Origin of the sequence: Mycoplasmopsis glycophila, from assembly GCF_900660605.1 — a bacterium.
Taxonomy (GTDB): domain Bacteria; phylum Bacillota_I; class Bacilli_A; order Mycoplasmatales; family Metamycoplasmataceae; genus Mycoplasmopsis; species Mycoplasmopsis glycophila.
This window is the reverse complement of the sequence record NZ_LR215024.1, coordinates 1-20,800: the sequence shown is the minus strand read 5'-3', so window position 1 is coordinate 20,800 and position 20,800 is coordinate 1. Positions and strand designations below refer to the sequence as shown.

The following is a 20,800-nucleotide window of genomic DNA, read 5'->3' as shown; positions in this document are numbered from 1 at the left end:
GTTGCTAATAAAATTATTAAAAATATGTTTTTAAAATAAAAATTTAATTAAAATTGATATTTTAATAAAATTATAAATATGATTAAAGTAGATAATATTTCTTTTAAATATAACCCAAATTCTCCAAAATACGCATTGAAAAATGTGTCTTTTGAAATCAAAAAAGGGGAATATGTTGCGATACTAGGGCACAATGGTAGTGGGAAAAGTACGCTATCAAAAATTCTTGTCGCATTGCTCAAACCGCAAGAAGGCTCACTTTCAATTGATAATATTCTTTATACCAAAAAAACTCTCAAAGAAGTCCGTAACAAAATCGGAATTATTTTTCAAAACCCTGATAACCAGTTTATTGGTTCAAGTGTTGAAGATGACATTGCTTTTGGTTTAGAAAATAAACTTTTCGATCGTGAAACTATGAAGGAAAGAGTTTATGAATTTGCTAAAAGAGTTGATATGCTTGATTATTTGGAAAGAGAACCTCAATCACTTTCTGGTGGTCAAAAACAAAGAGTTGCGATCGCGAGTGTTTTAGCTTTAAACCCTGATGTAATTATCTTTGATGAAATTACCTCTATGTTAGATCCGAAAGGTAAAACTGAAGTAATTAAAATTATCGAAGAAATTAAAGCATCAAAAAATAAAACATTAATTTCGATTACACATAACATGGATGAAGCAATTCTTGCTGATCGTTGCCTTGTGTTTGCGGGCGGAGAACTTGTGGCTCAAGGTTCACCTAAAGAAATATTAAAAAACAAAGAAGTTATTGAAGTTGCTAAAATAGATTCACCTTTTATTTACAAATTGAGTTCAATGATTGACGGAATTGATCCAACATACAACAAAGAGGAGTTAATTGAAGAGATATGCAAATAAAAGTAAAAAATATTACTCATACCTTTAGTCCTAAATCTCCGTGAGAATTTACGGCTTTAAAAGATGTTTCGGCAGAATTTAAAGATGGTGAATATGTTGGAATAATTGGATCAACAGGAAGCGGTAAAACAACATTTATTGAACACTTAAATGGTCTTTTAAGACCTACTATCGGGGAAATAGAATGAATCTTTTTTGATACAAACCCAAAAACTAAAGAAAAAGAACTTGTTAGTGAAGTTTACAATTCTAAAAAAAATAAGATTAAAAAAGTACGTCCAATTAGAAAAAGAATTGGTATCGCCTTTCAATTTGCTGAATATCAGTTATTTAAAGCAACAATTAAAGAAGATATTGCTTTTGGCCCAATTGCTTATGGAATGAGCAAAGAAGAAGCTTACAAAAAAGCTGAAGAAGCTCTTGAGCTTGTTGGCTTAAAAAGCGAATATCTTGAACGTAGTCCTTTTGAACTTTCGGGTGGTCAAAAAAGAAGAGTTGCTCTAGCTGGACTTTTAGCGATGGATCCTGATTTTCTAATTGTTGATGAACCTACCTCCGGATTAGATCCACAAGGTGTAGTTGAAATTTTAGATATACTCACAGACCTTAATAAGAAAGGTAAAACAATTATTAATGTTTCACATGACCTTGATAAAATTCTTGAAAGAAGTCATCGAGTTCTCTTATTTAAAAAAGGTGAATTAATACTTGATGGTAGTCCTTATCAAGTTTTAAATGATGTAAAGTTACTTAAAGACAATAATCTACAACCCCCAAAAATTTTAGAATTTGTACATGAACTACGTGAACGTGGCTTACCAATTGGTGAAATTCACTCAATGGAAGAATTAGTTGATGAAATTAATCGAATTAGAAAAGAGAGGGGTAAATAATGAATAGCATTTTCGGTAGATATATCCCTGGTAATCAATTTATTTACAAAATTGACCCTCGTCTTAAGTTATTAATCACTTTAGTTTATATTATTTTAGTTTTCTTTGTCTCTTCTTTTTTTGATATTTTAATTCTCCTAGTTCCTTTAATTTTAATTCACATTTTCGTAACAAAAAGACCTCGAAATACCTTTAGAATGATGAAATTACCTTTAGTTATTACTATTGTTATTTTCTTAATTAACATTTATACTTTGGATTTAAAGGCAGTTGTGGAGTACAATTACTTTCCGACACATTTTGTGCCTTTTTTTGCCTCTAAAGGTACAATTATTGAACAAACTGCAAATCAAGCCAAAATAAATCAGTTAGTGCATATTTACAAAAAACTTAATCTTAGTTACCCCGAAATAGCTAATTTATCAAGTGAAACAGCTGGATTTAAAAATTATGTGGGGATCTCATGACTTTCAGCAAATCGTTCATTAGCTTTATTTTTTAGAATTTACACAATGATTTTGGTTATGTCAATTCTTACAAATACAACTCGTCCAATTTTACTTACTAAATCAATCGAAGATGTTTTATATCCATTTAAGCTTATTAAATTGCCTGTCCACATCGTAGCGATGATTATTTCGATAGCACTTCGTTTTATCCCTACATTATTAGATGAATCAAGCAGAATTATGAAGGCACAATCATCAAGAGGGGTGGATTTTAAAAATGGAAAATTGAAGGATAAAATTGTTGCTTTTACAACTTTAATTATTCCTTTATTCGTTTCTAGTTTTGCTAAAGCTGAGGATTTATCGAACTCTATGGAAACAAGAGGATACGACCCTTATCAATCGAGAACAAAGTATAGATTGCTTAAGTTTCAATGATTTGATTTTGTTGTTGTTTTAGTAATTTTACTTTTAATCACTTACATGGTTGTTTCAATTTATTTCTGAAGACACTATGAGTGAACAGCAAAGCTATTAGATCTATCTAACTCTGCTAAAACAATTCTTTTATACTTTAAAATAGTTTAAAAGAAAGATGATTCGAAAATTTATAAATAAAAACGAATAGCCCTATTTTTGTATTCTATTCGTGACAGAGTATAACTTGCAGCACAACGAAAATTCACCCTATTTTCTTAAATGAAAAAGGGTGTTTTTTGTGCTATTAATAGGGAATGTCGGATTAATTAATTAGGCTATTTTATCGCTTCTCTTTAATGACTTTCCGAATAACAAAAAATAAAAACTCAACACTTTTGTGTTAAAGGCAAATAAGCATTGAGTGCTCGATTGTAATTTGCATTGCAACGAAAAAAATTGAAAAACAAAAGAAAAAAAGCATGGTTTTATTCCACGCTTTTTGTGTTTTTTAAAAATTATTTAAAATTTTTTTGTGGTGTTTTTGAGAATAGTTACACCATATCAATTATAAAACCTGTGTTTCCAAGTCGTCATGAAGAAAAAACGAATACGACTACAAATAAAGCGTATTCTTTTTTTGTACTTTTAAATTACAATGATACACCATCCACTACATATTGAAAACCACTATATATTTTGTTTAATTCCTTATGTTCCGGGTCTAAATTATTCTTGATTTCAATTACAACTTTACCATTAACAGTTTTTGTTGTGATTGTTATAAGTTTCAATGCATCTATAAACATATTCATTGTGATTTTTTTTGGATCTCTCCATTATCTTTATAAAATTTCTTTAATTTATAAATGCAATATTTCAAAACAATTAGAGATAAAAAGCATAAAAATACATGAGATTGAATATGCTCGTCTTTATAGACGTACATCGGTCTAACTTCGATTGCTGATTTTAAAGTTCTAAAACCTTCTTCTACTTTTCATTGTCCCTTATATATTTCATTTGCTTCTTTTGAATCTATATTTGTTATGTTGGTTTCAATCATATAAAAACCATCTTCATTAGCGACTTTTTTAATTTTTTCGATATTTAATCTTCCGACTGTTTTACCATCTACATGCATATACTTTTTCTTATATTCAGGAACCAAAGCACTTAATGGCAATTCACCGTTAATAGACTTTTTCTCAAATTTATTAATAAGATTTTGTCTTTTTGTTTTGTCTAAAGTTTGTTTTGAAGAGCTAAAAATAGACAAATTGTTTTCTAAAAATATCGCTATATCTTTTTTTATTTTTGTTTTTAGTTCAAACAGATTGGACCAATCTAGATTTAGCAAAATAATCATTTTCTTGAACAAAACCTTGATCATTTACTATAAATGCTTTATCTTCTTTTCCGAGAATATTAGTACGTTTCTGGACTATATATTTATATCCTTTTTGTTCTAAATATCTTAAATTTCCATTTTAAATAATACCTTTATCAGCAACAATTATTGTGTCTTTTATTTTGTAAATTCTTTGCATTTCGACTAAAAATTTCACAAGAGTTTTAGAATCTGCATTTTGTTTAGAATTTTCACAAGAAGCAACAAATGCCACAGAAATTAATGTCAAACCTGAAATTGATGCAATTTTTAAAAAAGTTTTAATTTTTTCATAATTTCATAATAATTACTATACAATTTATACTTATATATATAAGGCGGTATGTTATGAAAAATAGAAAAAAGATTAAAAAAATGTTATTAACAGTTAGTGCTACAAGTGGATCTTTACCTCTTTTCTTTTTACCTATTTCTCTAATTAATACAACAGTAAGTTCAGAGGTAGTTGATAGTAAATACATGAGTTATAGTCAATATAACAAAGTGCAAGACGATGGTATTTATACTAATTACAATACCATTGAAGGTATGTTTTTTGAAGGATGAGCCGCAGGACAGAAAAAAGCACCTATTTACATTGGAGCAAATCCAAGTTACAGTAAAAATGAATCTGGATATCATAAATCTAAATACTATATCAATAATAGAAATAATTGATATAGATTGTATGACTATAATACGAATAAAGAAAAAAGTGATAAATATGGGAATAATTATAATCCAGCATGAGATTTATTAAATCCCTCTTTAATTCTTAATGACAGCACGATTAATACAAGATACTATTGAGAAAAAAACAATAATAAAGATTCTTCATTTTTTAATGGAGATGGATGAGATTCAGTTAATGATACAAAATCTTTTAGGGTTGGATTCAATGTTGATAAATTAAGATCTGATGATAGAAAATTTTTAGTAGGACTTTGAATTTCAGAAGATTTAATTTTAACTGGAAATATTAAAGCTATTGTTTCAACTAGAAATACAAACGATCCTTTTCAAGAAGTGATTGCTAATCCATCAAATGTTAGAACTTATAATATTTCCGTTGATGAAAAATATGATGTAAATGATGTAAAAGACGGAACAAATTCTGAAACATGATATGGAAAAGAAGAGTACAAATATAGAATAAATCCTTGAATTTCCAAATCTTATGATTACACAGGTGAATTTAAAGCAGGTGATAATCATTCAGGATTTAAATTTTATAATTCTAATAAAAATAATGAATATGCTGAATTTACTAGATATTATGTTTCTGATAAGAAAAGATATACAACAGGTAAAACTTGATTAAATTCCATGCATTATGGATCTTTTTATAAATCTTTTCCAAAAGAAATAAATCAAAAGATTACTGATCAATACGGTATATTATGAGGTGGTGTTGCTAACGATTATTTCAGAAAAAGAAAAATTGCTAACATGATTATTCATGATGAACCAGCATTATCTGGTGATTGAAAATATGCTCCAGTAGCATATAATGGAGACCAATATAAATTAGGTTTATATCAAAAACAATATAAAGATAATAATAACTATATCTATGATTCTCTTAATAATAATGCAGGTTCATTATTAATTTTGGAAATAAAATCTGAAGATGAAAGCACAGCAGGTTTTACACCATCATTACAATTAGAATTTACAGTAAAAAGAAATCCAAATACAATCGATGTTAATGGCGTACGTAGTGGAAATAATGCCAGTCCTTTTACAAGAGATTCTTCATCTAAAAAAACATATATTGGATTTGGACAATTTAAATATGAATCAAGTGGTTGAGCTGATAGACAATTTGGTTCATTTATGAAAATGGCAGATCGTCAAGCATATCAAAATATTAAATTCAATACCACTGAAAAATTGGTTAAAAGCGAATATCTTTTAGACAATGATAAATTGCCTAATACTACTTTGTCCTTAATTCAATATAATAATGGATCTGAAAGACTAATTCATTCAGTGAATAAATCAAAGTATAATGAAGTAATAAATCAAGACAAAATTCTTGCAGAATATAAAACAAAAAATAATGTTGATTCTTTAACTCAATATTCAAACATAAATAATTTAAAACTTAAAACTAGTTTTGTAAATTCTGAAGACAATAAAAAATGAAAAATTGTTTCTGAAAATTCTTATTTATCTCCAAATCCAAATATTTTCTCTTTTAATACAACAGATCATGATGGATACCTTAATTTTAATGAAATTAGCTATGATTTAACAGATTATGAAAAACTAAAAAGATTTGCAAATGACAGAACAAAAAATAAATGATTAACTATTAAACAAATTAATCATTTATTATCACAAATTGAGCAAAACGAAAACTTTGATAAAACCACATATTCTTTCAATAGTCCTAAATGATTTAAATATTTCAAGGAAGAAATTTCTAATTTAAATAATTTACAAGGTCAAGCGGAAGCAAAAAGAGCTGAATTAAGAAACTTAGTTCTAAGCACAACAGATAAAACGGATTGAAATAGTGAAATTAGCAATAAAGTTCTTTTTGCTTTTGCAGATCAAAGAGAAGCTAAAGGACCGGCTTTAAAATTATTAGAAATTGAAGGATGAAGTAGCAACCCTTCTACAGCAAAAACATATGATTTACAATCAGAACTAAACTTAAATAGTGCAGCGGTAGATAGAAATGATGATTCAAAAGTTACTTTACAAACTGAGACTGAAGTTACAAAATATATATCAGATGTAAATGATGTTATTACTAAAATAAAACAAACAGGTAAAAATAATTTAGAAAATGAATTCATTAATGCTTTAAATAGTCAAAGTATTACTAATAAGAATTGAAGTAATTATAATTACATACAAGGTACTAAATTTATAATTGATGCAATTAATTCTGCACTTTCAAGATATAACACTCCCTATGATATAACTACTTTTGTTCCGGCTAATAATATACAATATAAAAGTAATAAAAACACAATTTTAAACAAAATAAAAGCTTTATCCACTTTATATGATGAAATTCAAAAGATTCAACCAATTATTGAAAATATTAAAAATGATAAATTGGTGTATGGTAAAACAAGTAGTAAACCAACCATTGATAATGCTTGATATACCAATTTTGTTACAAAATTGCAGAACAGCAATAATGTATCAAATGATACATCTTATGCTTTTTATTCACAAGGTAATTTGGATACTTTTAAAACACAAAATGCAAGTAAGTTAAAAACTAATTGAATTGATAAAATTCTAGAATTAAATGGAAATAAAAATCAATTTACAACTGATATTAATTCATTTACTTATTTAGATAGTTCTGTAAAACAATCATTTATTCAAAGAATACCAACAGATAAAAACTTTGTTTATTCTGAATCAAATTATCAATTAATTGATAATAGAAAGACAATTAATGATCAATTAACTACATTAATTGAAGAAGCATTTACTCAAGCAAAAACAAAAGCAAAAGAAAAAATAAATGGTTTTTCTTATGTTTCACAAACATTAAAAAATACTGCTTTAAATAATATTGATAGTGCTCAGCTTTATAAAAACAAAACTGATAACGCTCAGGATAGTTGAGTTTATTTTGGAAATGACAAAAATTTAAAAACTATTGTAGATGAATTAGAAAAACAAAATAATTATCATAAACAATTAATTGATTATTTAGAATCAAACACATTAAATGGTAAAAATAATGTTTTAACTCAAAAACAGAAAGATGCATTTAAAAATGATATTCTTTCTAAAAATTTTGCCGATCAAAACGCAGTTGATGAATATAAAAAATCTATTAACAATGTAAATGATGCGACACAAAATTTAAAAAATTATGTAACTAATTTAAATACTCATACAGATAAATATAATTTTGCTTCTCCAGATAAAAAACGTGATTTTAATGCTTATAAAATGGTTGCTGATTCATTAGTAAGTGGCAAATCAAGTGTCGTTGATGCTTCAAAAATTACTAAACTTCAAAGTGATTTAACTAATGCTTATAATGCCCTAGATGGTGATAGTTTTATTAATAAAATAAAAAGATTAAACTATTTAACTGAGAATTTACAAAATCTTATAATCAATCAAATCAAACCAGCAGATCCAAATCAAAGACAAGCAATTTATGAAAAAGCAAAAAAATTAAATGATGATTTTGGCACAACTGATTTAACTTTAATTAATACATATAATTCAGCTAAATCAAATTCTGATTATACTGATGGATCAAAAGCAAGAAAATCTGCCTTTGATTCTGCTTTAACAAGCATTAACGCTAAATTAAATGCATCTAAAAATAAATTGGAACAACCAACTTTAATTCCGACAAATTACACAAACTTTATTGAAAATTATATCCGCGAATATAATGAATTAAAATCTACTATTGTAACTGCTTATAACAATCTTGATGGAAATGAAATTACCGCTGAAAAAGCAAGATTAAATGCAATTAATTTAACTTTTGATTATACAAGTAAAAAATCAACATTACCTTCGCGAATTACAGAATCAAGAATTACAAATGATTTGGCAAATAATAGTAACGCAAACGTAATTAACACCAATTTCAACAAAAATGACACTGATGGAACCGTCGGTTTTAACTATCAATTAGTTTCAACAGATTCTAAATTTGATTATTTACCAACAGATGAAAAAATTAAATCAGATATTAAGCCTGCGACAATTAATGGATTTTTAACTCTTCTTGAACAAAAAAGACTTGAGGTTATTAAATACATCAATGATAGCTCACATTTAATTCAAAGTGAAAAAACAACTTTGAAAAGCGAGGCAAATTCTGCCGATTCAATTACTGCTTTAGAATCTATTAACGAAAAAGCTAAAATTTGAGAATTATCAAATACTGTAAAAACAGAATATTCATACTTAAATAACAATCAAATTCAAGCTGTTGTCGACAAGATTCGTGCTAAAACAACATTAACAGAAGCAAACACAGTCTTTACTACTGCTCAAAACTTAAATGGAGCAATGAAAAACTTGCATAACAAAGTTATTGAAGAATTAAAAGTTCTTATTCCTAATAATTCATTAAATGATGATCAAAATAAGAGTACAAAAACAGCAATTCATTATAAACTTTCTGATCTAAATAAACAATCAGCTTATGATCAAGCTTTAAAAAATGCTCAAGATCTTTTAAATAAAACAAGCGGAGAAAATAAAAATCAAAGTGAAGTAAATGGAATTTTAAGTGCTTTAAATACTGCATACACAGCATTAAATGGTAATGAAAATAGAAGCGATTTACATTCAAAAATCGAACAATTATCTCATTTATCAGCAACTCAAAAACAAGATCTTAAAGATTTAGTTGATGCAGCTAATTCAAAAACTGATGCTCAAACCATTTACGAAAAAGGTAAATTACTTAACGATAAAATTGGAGAATTTAAAGAAAAAATAACCGAAGCAGAGCGTGCTAAAGCTACTGAAGCATATACTGAAGATACAACTGCCAACCAAGGAACTTTTGACAGTGCCTTAGGTAATGCAAAATCAGAATTAGCAACTTTACAAGGTAAAAGTTTAAGTTCTTTAAATGCATCTGCAATTGAAACTAAAGCTACTGAGGTAGCAACAAAAACAACAACTTTAAATAATGCTATTGAAGATTTAGACGGATACAGAAACAAAGTTAAAAAATCATTAGATAACTGAGAATATTTAACTCCAAAGCAAGTTAAAGATTTACAAGATAAGGTTGATAGTAAAAGTAAAAAACCTACTGATGATGAAGTTAATGCGATCTTAGGTGAAGGTCTTCGCTGAGCAAAAGAGACTGCTAAAACCAAAATTACTTCAGATATTTATCCAAATTTAAGTGCTTCAGAAATAAATACTTATAAAGGATTTATCGATTCAGGTTCAATAACAAAAACAGCAGATCAAAAATACGACAAAAAACTTAAAGACTTTGTTAATCAAGCTGCTCAAGATAATAAAACCAAACAAAATGCAATTGATGCAATTCAAGCTCTGAATAATTTAACTCAAGCTCAAAAAGATCGGTTAAAAAACAAAGTTAAGGCTCAAGTTGTTTCTCAAAGTGAATCAATCAAAAACGAAGCTACTAAATTAGATAATGCAATTCGATTGTTAAATGAAGAAGTATTCAGAGAGCTTAAGGTATTAAGTGAAAATAATGCTTTAACTATTCAAAATATGTTTGCTGCAAACAAAACTGCAAATAAATATGAATTAGCAGATACAAAACTAAAAAATACTTATGAAACAGAATTAACTAAAGTTCAAGGTTTAATTGCTAAAGTAAATGTAACTAAGAGTGAAATTGACGATGCCAAAACTTCCTTAAAAGCAGCATTTAATGCTCTTAATGGTGATACTAAATTAAATGAAATCGAAAAGGAAATCGATAAATTAAATAATTTAACTGATAATCAAAAAGAACAAATTAAGAATTTAGTAACAAATGCCGATACACAAGAAAAAGCAAATCAAATTCTTGAAAAAGCTAAAGAATTAAATAAAGCAATTGGCGACTTAAAAGCTAAAATTGAAGAAGCTAAAAATACAAAACAGGATTCAATTTACTCAAGTGATACAACTGATAAAAAATCAGCTTTTGATAATGCAATAACTGAATCTGAAACTAAATTAGATGAGCACTTAAAAGTTAACTTAGGTCACTTAAGTGTTGAGCAAATTCTTGAAAAAGCTAAAGAAGTTCAAGCAGATATTAAAACTCTTGATGATGAAATTAAGAAATTAGACGGTAAAAAACAAGCTCTCAGAGATGAAATTAATGCTTACAGTACTAATTTAATTTCTGAAGAAGAGAAAAAATCTTACATTGAACGAATCGATGCTTTAGATCAAACTAATCCAGATTCAAATCAAGCAAATCAGATTTTAAGTGATGCATTTAATAAAGCTAAAGAAAAAGCAAAAGAAATTGTTAATGCTTTAGATAACTTAAGTAACGCAGATAAGAAAACTTATACTGATGCTCTAACTAATGCATCTAAAGGTGTAGCAAGTGCTCCAGATAGTAATTTAAAATCAATTATTGAACAAGCTAAAGCGGCTCAAAAAACAAAACAAGACGCAATTGATCGTATTAAAAAATTAACTAATTTAACTCCTGATCAAAAATTAGAATTAGAAAAACAGATTAAAGAAGGTACGACTGGTGGCGTTGCGGATATTGAGAAAAAAGCTAATGACTTAAATAATGCAATTCCTGAAGCGAAAAATGAAATTACCGCTAAAGAAAATAGTAAGGACACTATTAACTACAAATGAGCTGATGATGATCTTAAAACTGCTTTTGATGAAAAACTTAAAGCTCTAAAAGATTTAATCGCTTCAAAAGATGCAACCGCAGAACAAATCAAAGCGGCTAAAAAAGAAATACAAGATGCTGCGGATGCATTAAATGGCGATCAAAAACATACAGCTTTAGATAATCGAGTTGATCAATTAAGCAATATTAATGAAACACGTAGAAATGAACTTAAAGAAAAAATTAAGACTCTTGATAATTACTCTGAAGCTGAAAAATTAGCAACTAACGCCGAAAGTTTAAATGAAGCAATTAAAAATCTTAAAGATAAGATTTTAGAAGCTGAAAATACAAAAAATCAAGAATTTTATACTTTAGATTCAGATGCCAAGAAAAATAAGTTTGATAAAGCAATTAATACAGCTAAAGAAGAATTAAAAGCATATCAAGATACTAATTTAACTACTTTAGACGATACTGCAATTGAAACTAAGAAAACTGAAATCGCAACTAAAGTAACTAATTTACAAGGTGAAATTGACAAATTAGATGGTTACCGTCACGCGTTTAAAGAGTCATTGAAAGATAAATGAAACTTATTAACCGATAATGACTTTAATACCTTAAATAGAATGATTGATGATCCAAACTTTAAGAAAAATCCACAAGATGTTGATAAGAGAACGGTTTTAGATAAAGGTTTAGAACTTGCTAAAAATAATGCAACTTCTAAACTAAGAAAGCAAAATTATCCTAATTTATCAGATGCAGACTTAAAAGCTCTTAAAAATGAAATAACAAATGCTACTTTAAATTCAACTGCTACAAATTCAGATACAAAATTTGATGACAATGTTCAAGCTGTGTTAAATAAAGCTAGTCAACAGAATCAAGAAAAACAAGCTAAAATTGCCGAAATTCAAAACTTAAGTAACTTAAATCAATCACAAAAAGATGCTTTAGTGCAAGAAGTTAAAGATTCATTACATTCACAAGCTCAAAGTGTGCTTGAAAAAGCTAAAACTCTTGATGAAAAAATGAAGCAATTAAAAGATAAAGTTGCTGAAGAGTCTACAAATAAAGCTTTAGACGCATACCAAAATGTTTCTGAAGGTGTTAAAAAAGCATACGAAAATGCATTAGAAAACGCAAAAAAAGTTATTAATAACCAACCTGCAAATAATGGAGTTTCAATTCCGGCAAATGCTGATGCAACTCAAGTAGATCAATTAATTAGTGCTTTAGATACAGCTTTAGTTGATATTAAGAAAGATGCAGCTAAAAATGCTGTTGATAATCTAAACAATCTTTCTAAAACCGAAAAGAATGAGTATAAAAATCAAATCGATCAAGTTAATACTCCAGAAGAAGTTGAAACTATCAAAGAAAAATCTAAAAATGCAAATGATAAAAAAGAAGAATACATTGATCGAATTAATCAAACACCCGGCTTAAGCGAAAAAGAAAAACAAGATTATATTAATCGAATCAAAGACACAAAATTTGATAGTAGTGAAGAAAATAATGACCAAAAATTCGAAAATATTGTTCTTGATGCAACAAAAAAAGGATTGAAAAATCAAATTGATGGTACTTACGCTTACTTAAATCCAAAACAAAAAGATGATTTAAAAAACTTAATTGATTCTAAAACAACAATTGCAGAATCTCAAGAAGCATTTAATTCATACTCAGAATTAAATGAAAAAATGAAAAAACTTAAAGATGAAGTAATTCCTGCAATTGAAGCAAAAGTTCAACAAGATCAAAATAAAAAATACTCAAAGGCAACTGCGATAACTAAAGATGCTTTTGATGCACAATTAGACGCAGCTAAAGATTTATTAACTTCAATTACAAACAATGGTAAAAATACTTTAGGAACTTTTATCGCTAATGTTAATACCAATAACAGTTTAGAAAACTTGTTTGCAAAATTAGATGGCGAAATTGTTGTAGCTAAAGAAAAAATTAACGATAAAACTCAATTTGAAAATCTAAATAAGAGTGAAATTGAAAAATTAAATGAAAAATTAGATGCGATTAATTTATTGGATAGTGATTATGTAACTCAAATTTCTAAAGTAATTGACCAAGCAAGTGCAATTAACACTGCTAAACAAGAACGTATTAATCAAATTAATGGTTTAAGCAACTTAAGTGATGATACTTCAGATGCTAAACCTGTTTCAGAAAAACAAGCTTTAATTAATGAAATTAAAAATACAGTTGTTGAAATTAATGCGAATGCAAATCCGGTTTCAATTACTGAAGATAGTGCAAACGCATTAGATGCGATTGTACTTAAAGCTCAAAAACAAGATTTAATTAATCAAATTGATACAGCTTATGAACACTTAAATCCAAAACAAAAACAAGATTTAATTAGAGCAATTCAAGACGCAAATGACTTAAATACAGCACAAAACGCATTTAATGATGATGCAAGTGTTAATACTAATATGAAGTCATTAAAAGACATTGTTAAAGAATTTACTGATAAAGATGTTGCTAATTTATATGATTATAAATTTGCTTCTAATCCTGCAAAACAACACTATGATGATGTTTTTGCTGCTGCAAAAGAATTAATTAACTCAAGTCAAAATAATGGTAGTGCAAATCCTAGTTTAACAACCTTAATTGCAGATAATACAACTTTAGGAAGTGTTAAAGAAGCATTTACAAATCTTGATGGACTTAAAAATAAAGCGATTTTCGCTGTTAAAGCATTAGATAATTTAAACCCTACTGAAGTGCAAAAATTAAGCAATGAAATTAATAATGTTTCAAATACTGATGCAAACAAAGCTCAATTAATTGACGCAATTGTTGCTAAAGCGAATGAGTACAATCAAGCTAAAGCAGATACAATTGCCAAATTAAAAAAATTAACTGATTTAACTGAAGAACAATTAAAAGATTATGTTAAACAAGTTAAAGAAGTTGAATTTACTGACACTGACCAAAATCCAAGTGCTCAAGACAAATTGGACAAAATCTTAGATAAAGCTAAAAAACAAGGTTATAAAAACTTAATTGACCAATTAAATTCAATTAATCAAAACCAAAAAGATGCTTATAAAGCTCGTATTGAGAATGCTCAAGATGAAGCTACAATTAATCAAATTCTTGAGGAAGCTCGTGATTATGATGAGCTTAAAGCAAAAGCGGATGCATTAAAAATTGAATTGGACAATTACAAAAATACAATCGATTATCCTTTATCTGAAGATGAATTCAAAACAAGTTATGATGATAAATTGACTGATTTAGCTAATGAAATTAATGATCAAAGTCACGCAAATGATTTAGCTGCATTGCAAGAATTAGTTGAAAAAGCTCAACAAGCAAAAGAAGCTTTAAATGGAATTGAAAAGAATTTGGAAATTGCTCAAGCTATCGAGAAGTTAAACAATTTAAGTACAGAGCAACAAACACAACTTAAAACTCTAGTTGAAGCTCAAAATTCTTTAGCTGATGCACAAACAATCAAACAAAACGCGTCTGACTTGAATACTAAATTGACTGAATTAAAAGCAAAATTAACTGATGCAAATGAAGTTAAAAATCAACCAATTTATCTTTTAGAATCACAAAATGAGCAAGATGCATTAAATAACGCTATTACTCAAGCAGATCAATTGCTAAGTAATGTCCAAAATACTCAATTTGATCAAAATAATTTAACTAATTTGGCAACTTTAGATCAAGATGCACAAGCTAAAACTGAATCATTAAATAATGCAATCAAACAATTAAATGGTGTGCATAAAGATTTAATTGCAAAAATTGATGAATTTAAATTATTAACTGCTGAACAAAAAGCAGCATTAAAAGAAACTGTGAAAACATTTGATAAAAACTTGACTAAAGAAAAAGTTTTAAGTCATCTAGAAAATTATTTAGAAAATTCAAAATCAAATGCACAAACACAAGTAGCTCAATTAAGTAATTTAAGTGACAGTGAAAAAACTGCTTACAAACAAAAATTAACAAATGCAGGCTTAAAATACGAAAATTCAACTAATCCGGATTGAGTAATTCAAGCTCAAGATGAAAATAATGCAAAATTAAAATTTGATCATGATGTGGTTGTTATCTTAAAACAAGCACAGGCAGATAATGCTGCAAAAGAAGCTTTAATTGATCATATTAATAATGATTTAGCAAACTTAACTCAAAATCAAAAGACTACTTTAGTAAATAATGTTAAAGCTGCAGATGCATCACAAGTAGCAGATTTAACTAAATATACTGATGATTTAGATAAAGCGATGTTAGATTATAAAAATGAAAACTTTGCTGATATCAAAAACGAAATTGACTATACACAAGCTTTAAGCGAAAAACAAAAAGCTTTTGATGTACAACTTGAAAACCAAAAGAATAATACTAACGTTCAAAATGGAGCTGATTTTGATTTAGATACAGTTAAAGCTGAACATGCTAAATTAATCGCAGCTCGTGAAGCTCTTGATGGTGAAGAACGTTTGGCAGAAGCCAAAGCTAAGGCTAAAACAAAAGTTAACAATGAATATAATAACTTAAGCGATGCACAAAAAGAAGCTGCTAAAAAATCAATTGATAAGCAAAATACAATTGCAGATGTTGAAGCTAAAGATGTTAATCATTCAGCTCTTGATTCAGCAACCGAATTGTTGAATAAACATATTTCTGAAGAAGCTGCAACCAAAGCAGATATTAAATATACTGGTTCAGAAGCAGCAAAACGTCAAGCATATGATGATGCAATTGCAACTGCTAAAGAATTACAAGCAAAATTACAGGATACAAATACAGTAGCAGATGAATTACTTAATACTCAAGCAATTCAAGATATAAATAATAGAGTTCAAAATGCATTGGATGCTCTAAATGGTGAACAAAATATGCAAAAAGTTCGCAATGACGCAAACAATGTAATTGATTCATTAGAAGAATTAAACCAATCTCAAAAAGATAGTTTAAAACAAACTATTTCAAAACAAACAACTCCTGAAGCGGTTGCACAAGAAACTGCAAAAGCACGTGAACTTGATGCGGCAATGAAAAAATTAAATGACGTATATAAAGTTGAGTTGGTTAACAAAACTAAAGAATCAATTCGTTATACCAATGCGGATGAAAAATTGCAAAAGAATTATGATGATGCATTACTTGCAGCTGCAAAAGTTTCAAAAGTTGATGAAAGCCAAACTAATAAGAAAACTGCATTAGTTGATATTGAAGCTGTTAAAAAATTAGCAACAAACCTAGAAAATGCCAAAGTTGCATTAAATGGTGATGTAAAATTAAACGAAGCTCACAATGATGCTGAAGAATTTATTAACAACTTACAACACCTTAATGATGCACAAAAAACAGAATTAATCAAACAAGCAAAAGAGAAAGATTCAATTGCTCAAACTCAAGCAATTAAAGATAAAGCTCAAAAACTTGATGATGCAATGAAAGCTTTAAAAGATGCAATTGCAACTGTGCAAAAAGAATTGCAAGCAAATCCAGTTAAATACGATAATGCTGATCAAGAATTAAAAGATGCATACGATCAAATTGCTAAAATTGCTAAAGATCTAGTAGCTCCAAATGGAGAAAATAAGGATCAAAATGCAGTTGAAACAATCAAAAACAGTTTAATTGAGGCTAAAAAAGCATTAAATGGTGATGTAAAATTTGCTAAAGATAAGAATAATTTAATTAATGAAATCATTCAAAATCCTGACTTGACTCCAAGTCAAAAAGACAAGCTAGTTGAAGTTGTAAATCAAGCAAGCGACAGCGATGAACTTGAAAAAGCAAAAGAATTATTTGATACTATCAAGTCGAAAATGGAAGAGTTGCGGAACGTACAAAAACAAGCAAAAGAGTTACAAAATAGTGACAAATATGCAAATGCAAGTATCCAAACTCGCCAACCTTTAGATCAAGATATTGTCAAAAATGATGAATTCTTGAATTCTGATTTAAGTGAACCAATTGATTGAGCTGCAATTAAGGATCAAATTGATCAATTAATCGCTAAAACCAAAACAGATATTGCTAACTTATCTCAAGAATCTCAAGAGAATTTAGATCAAGCTAAGGAATCAGCTCTAGCGTACTTAGATGATTTAAGTAGCTTAAATAATGCTCAATTAGACAATTTCAAAGATCAAATTAATGCTGGTAACTTAATCTCAGATACTTCAGATTCAATCGAAAGCATTAAAGAAATTGCAAATGAATTGAATGATTTAATGTCAAAATTAAACGATTATATTGAAAATGTGGTTGAATCAGCAAATAATGTTGATCCTCGCACAAGTGTTAACTATATTAATGCGGATCAAGAATTAAAAGACACTTTTGATGCTTCATATGCAAATGCAACAACATTAGTGGATAAAGAATTAGGTGCAAATCTTAATTTTGATGAAACTAATGATGTGTACTTAAAACTTAAAAAAGATTTTGAAGCACTTAATGGTGAACAAAACAAACGCTTAAATGCAGGGGAATTAGAAAAATTAGTCAATGAAGCAAGTGAGTTTGTCCAAAAAGCTCCTTACACCACTTCGACTCCAGAAAAACAAAATTCTTATAATGTTGCGATTGAAGATGGCAAAAAAGTTCTTGAAAACCTTGAAAGTGCAACAGTTAAAGAAATTCAAGAAGCAATTGATAAAATCAAAGATGCAATCAAGCAAATTTATGACAATAAAGATGACTTGAAAAACATTGTTGATGAATTACCAAATCTTTCTGAGCAAGAAAAAGAACATTTTAAAGATCTAATTCAAAATGAAGAAGATCCAGTTAAACGTGATGAAATTCTCCGTGAAGCTCAAAAAATCAACAATCAAAAACAAGAATTAATTAATTTAATTAATGAACAGCCTAATTTATCTAACACAGATAAAGAACAATTAATAGATAAAGTTATAAATGCTGACTCAAGTCAAGAAAACTGATATGACAAACTTAAAGATGACATTACTAAAGCTAACGAATTAATTAAGAAATTAGTTGATGACATTAGCAACCATACTTTAAATAATGACGAGTTAGATGAATTAATCAAAGATCTTGCTGATGCTGGCGTAACAAATCCAGATTATGACAAGATTGTTGATGGATTGAAAAAATACAATGACTTAACAAATGCATTAACTAACTACCGTAATTCACATGTTCTTGATGAAAATTACCAAGATCTAAAAGATGCTTTAGTTGCTGCAATTAACGACACAGTCGATTTTGCAGTTACACACGAAGAATTAAGCAAATTAAAAGATCAGTTAGTCTTACAAAAAGAACAATTGAATCAAGTTGCTAACGGTGAAATGAACTTAGTTAATTCATTAATTAATAAAGATCAAAGTAAGTTTGATGAAGCGTTAAATTCAATTAATCAAATTATTTCAGATAAATATAGTGAATTTAACAAAGAATTAAAGGATAAAAACTACTTTAAAATTACCAATAAACCTGCTTCACAAATTAGTGAAAATGATATTAATTTAATTAATAGCATTGAACAAAAAGATGCTTCCAAAGTAATCTACAGTGCACTACAAGAAGCATTAAAAACAAAATCAAAAGCAGATAATTTAAGTATTTTCTGATGAATTTTACTTGGATTATTTACCGCAGGAATTGGTCCTAGCATTTACTTTATTGCTAAAAAGTCGAAAAAAGACGAAGAATAAAAACTAATTTCCTAAACAAAAAGTTGAATAGCAATATTCAGCTTTTTTATGCAGTTTAGTGGTATATTAGGTCGACTGTCCCCAGGGAAGGTTTGTAGATTCAAATATTAAACTAATATTAGGGTAACTGTCCCTAGGGGAAAATTCAAAGATTTAAGCGATATGAGATCAAAAAAAGACAACTCATTTGAGTTGTCTATCTTGATGGTTGAATTAGTTAATCAATTTAGTTAAGAAGTAGAAAATTAGCATACACAATATGCTTAAAGCAAATAAAATTATCCTGCGTTTCCAAGTTGTAATGAAGAAAAAAACGAATACACCTACAAATAAGGAGTATTCGTTTTTTGCGCTTTTAAATTACAATGAGAGCCCATCAATCTGATATTGAAAATCACTATATATTTTGTTTAATTAATTATGTTCCGGATCTAAATTATTCTTGATTTCACTTACAACTTTACCATTCACAGTCTTTGTTGTGATTGTTATAAGTTTCAATGCATCTATAAACATATTCATTGTGAGTTTTTGGATCTCTCCATTATCTTTATAAAATTTCTTTAATTTATAAATGCAATATTTCAAAACAATTAGAGATAAAAAGCATAAAAATACATGAGATTGAATATGCTCTTTTTTATAAACGTACATCGGTCTAACTTCGATTCCTGATTTTAAGGTTCTGAAACCTTCTTCCACTTTTCATTGCCCCTTATATATTTCATTTGCTTCTTTTGAATCTATATTTGTTATGTTGGTTTCAATCATATAAAAGCCATTTTCATTAGCGACTTTTTTAATTTTTTCGATATTTAATCTTCCGACTGTTTTACCATCTACATCCATATACTTTTTCTTATATTCAGGAACCAAAGCACTTAATGGTAATTCACCGTTAATAGACTTTTTCTCCAATTTATTAATAAGATTTTCTCTTTTTATTTTGTCTAAAGTTTGTTTTGAAGGACTAAAATAGACAAATTGTTTTCTAAAGGTATCGCTATATCTTTTTTTATTTTTGTTTTTAGCTCAAACAGATTTGACGAATCTAGATTTAGTAAAATAATCATTTTCGTGAACAAACCCTTGATCATTTATTATAAATTCTTTATCTTCTTTTCCAAGAATATCAATACGTTTCTGAACTATATATTTATATCCTTTTTGTTCTAAATATCTTAAATTTGCATTTTGCCTAATACCTTTATCAGCAACAATTATTGTGTCTTTTATTTTGTAAATTCTTTGCATTTAGACTAAAAATTTCACAAGAGTTTTAGAATATGCAGTATTTCCTTGGAAAACTTTATAGTGAAAAGGAATGCCATTATTATCAACTGCCATAGCCACAACAATTTGATCTTCATCATGCTTTCCGTCTTTAGAAAAACCTCTTTGTCTCAAACCATCTCTTGAAAAACTTTGAAAATAAACAGTTGTATTAGCAAAATGCATTAATTTTGTGTTTCTAGTTGTCAATTCTTGCATTTTGTTATAAATATTGACTAAAATTGCATTTTTATATTCTAAAAAAGTATCAAAACAGTTATAAATTGAAGATTTTTTTATATCTATCTCATGTAAAAAGTCATTTTTGTTTTTGTATTGACAAATATAACTTCTTGGTTCAATTATTCTTGTTGCAACAATAAATTCCAAACTTCTTCTAAAGATTTGTGTTTAGTTTTCGGTAATCCTTTAAATAAATCTAGTTCTTTAATTACTTTATAAATAAGTTCAATACCAACGTTTTTTACATTTGTTTCGACAGATGTTGGGTTAAGCAA

The 20,800-nt window shown here is 27.8% G+C and carries 4 protein-coding genes and 2 pseudogenes; 4 read left to right on the top strand and 2 right to left on the bottom strand.

What is annotated here, in order from left to right; all coding sequences use genetic code 4:
* Positions 1-78 precede the first annotated feature (78 nt).
* The 3 genes from EXC46_RS00030 to EXC46_RS00020 are packed head-to-tail and all read left to right on the top strand — an operon-like array spanning position 79 to position 2,809.
* Complete coding sequence (locus EXC46_RS00030) at positions 79-879, top strand: energy-coupling factor transporter ATPase (RefSeq protein ID WP_027333903.1); 801 nt, start codon at positions 79-81, stop codon at positions 877-879.
* Positions 870-1,772, top strand: a complete 903-nt coding sequence (locus EXC46_RS00025; protein ID WP_027333904.1) for an energy-coupling factor transporter ATPase — start codon at positions 870-872, stop codon at positions 1,770-1,772. Before EXC46_RS00030 ends, EXC46_RS00025 begins: the two co-directional genes overlap by 10 nt.
* Positions 1,772-2,809, top strand: coding sequence for an energy-coupling factor transporter transmembrane component T family protein (locus EXC46_RS00020; RefSeq protein ID WP_044888961.1), 1,038 nt, complete (start codon positions 1,772-1,774; stop codon positions 2,807-2,809). Before EXC46_RS00025 ends, EXC46_RS00020 begins: the two co-directional genes overlap by 1 nt.
* Before the next feature lie 482 nt (positions 2,810-3,291).
* Here EXC46_RS00020 and EXC46_RS00015 read toward each other — a convergent pair.
* Positions 3,292-4,224, bottom strand: a pseudogene (locus EXC46_RS00015) (IS1634 family transposase); the annotation flags it as partial.
* A 152-nt stretch (positions 4,225-4,376) separates the two neighbouring features.
* Here EXC46_RS00015 and EXC46_RS00010 point away from each other — a divergent pair.
* A complete protein-coding gene (locus EXC46_RS00010) occupies positions 4,377-19,010 on the top strand; it encodes a GA module-containing protein (RefSeq protein WP_129622100.1) in 14,634 nt (4,877 codons plus the stop codon).
* 414 nt (positions 19,011-19,424) lie between these two features.
* Here EXC46_RS00010 and EXC46_RS00005 read toward each other — a convergent pair.
* Positions 19,425-20,800, bottom strand: a pseudogene (locus tag EXC46_RS00005) (IS1634 family transposase); the annotation flags it as partial.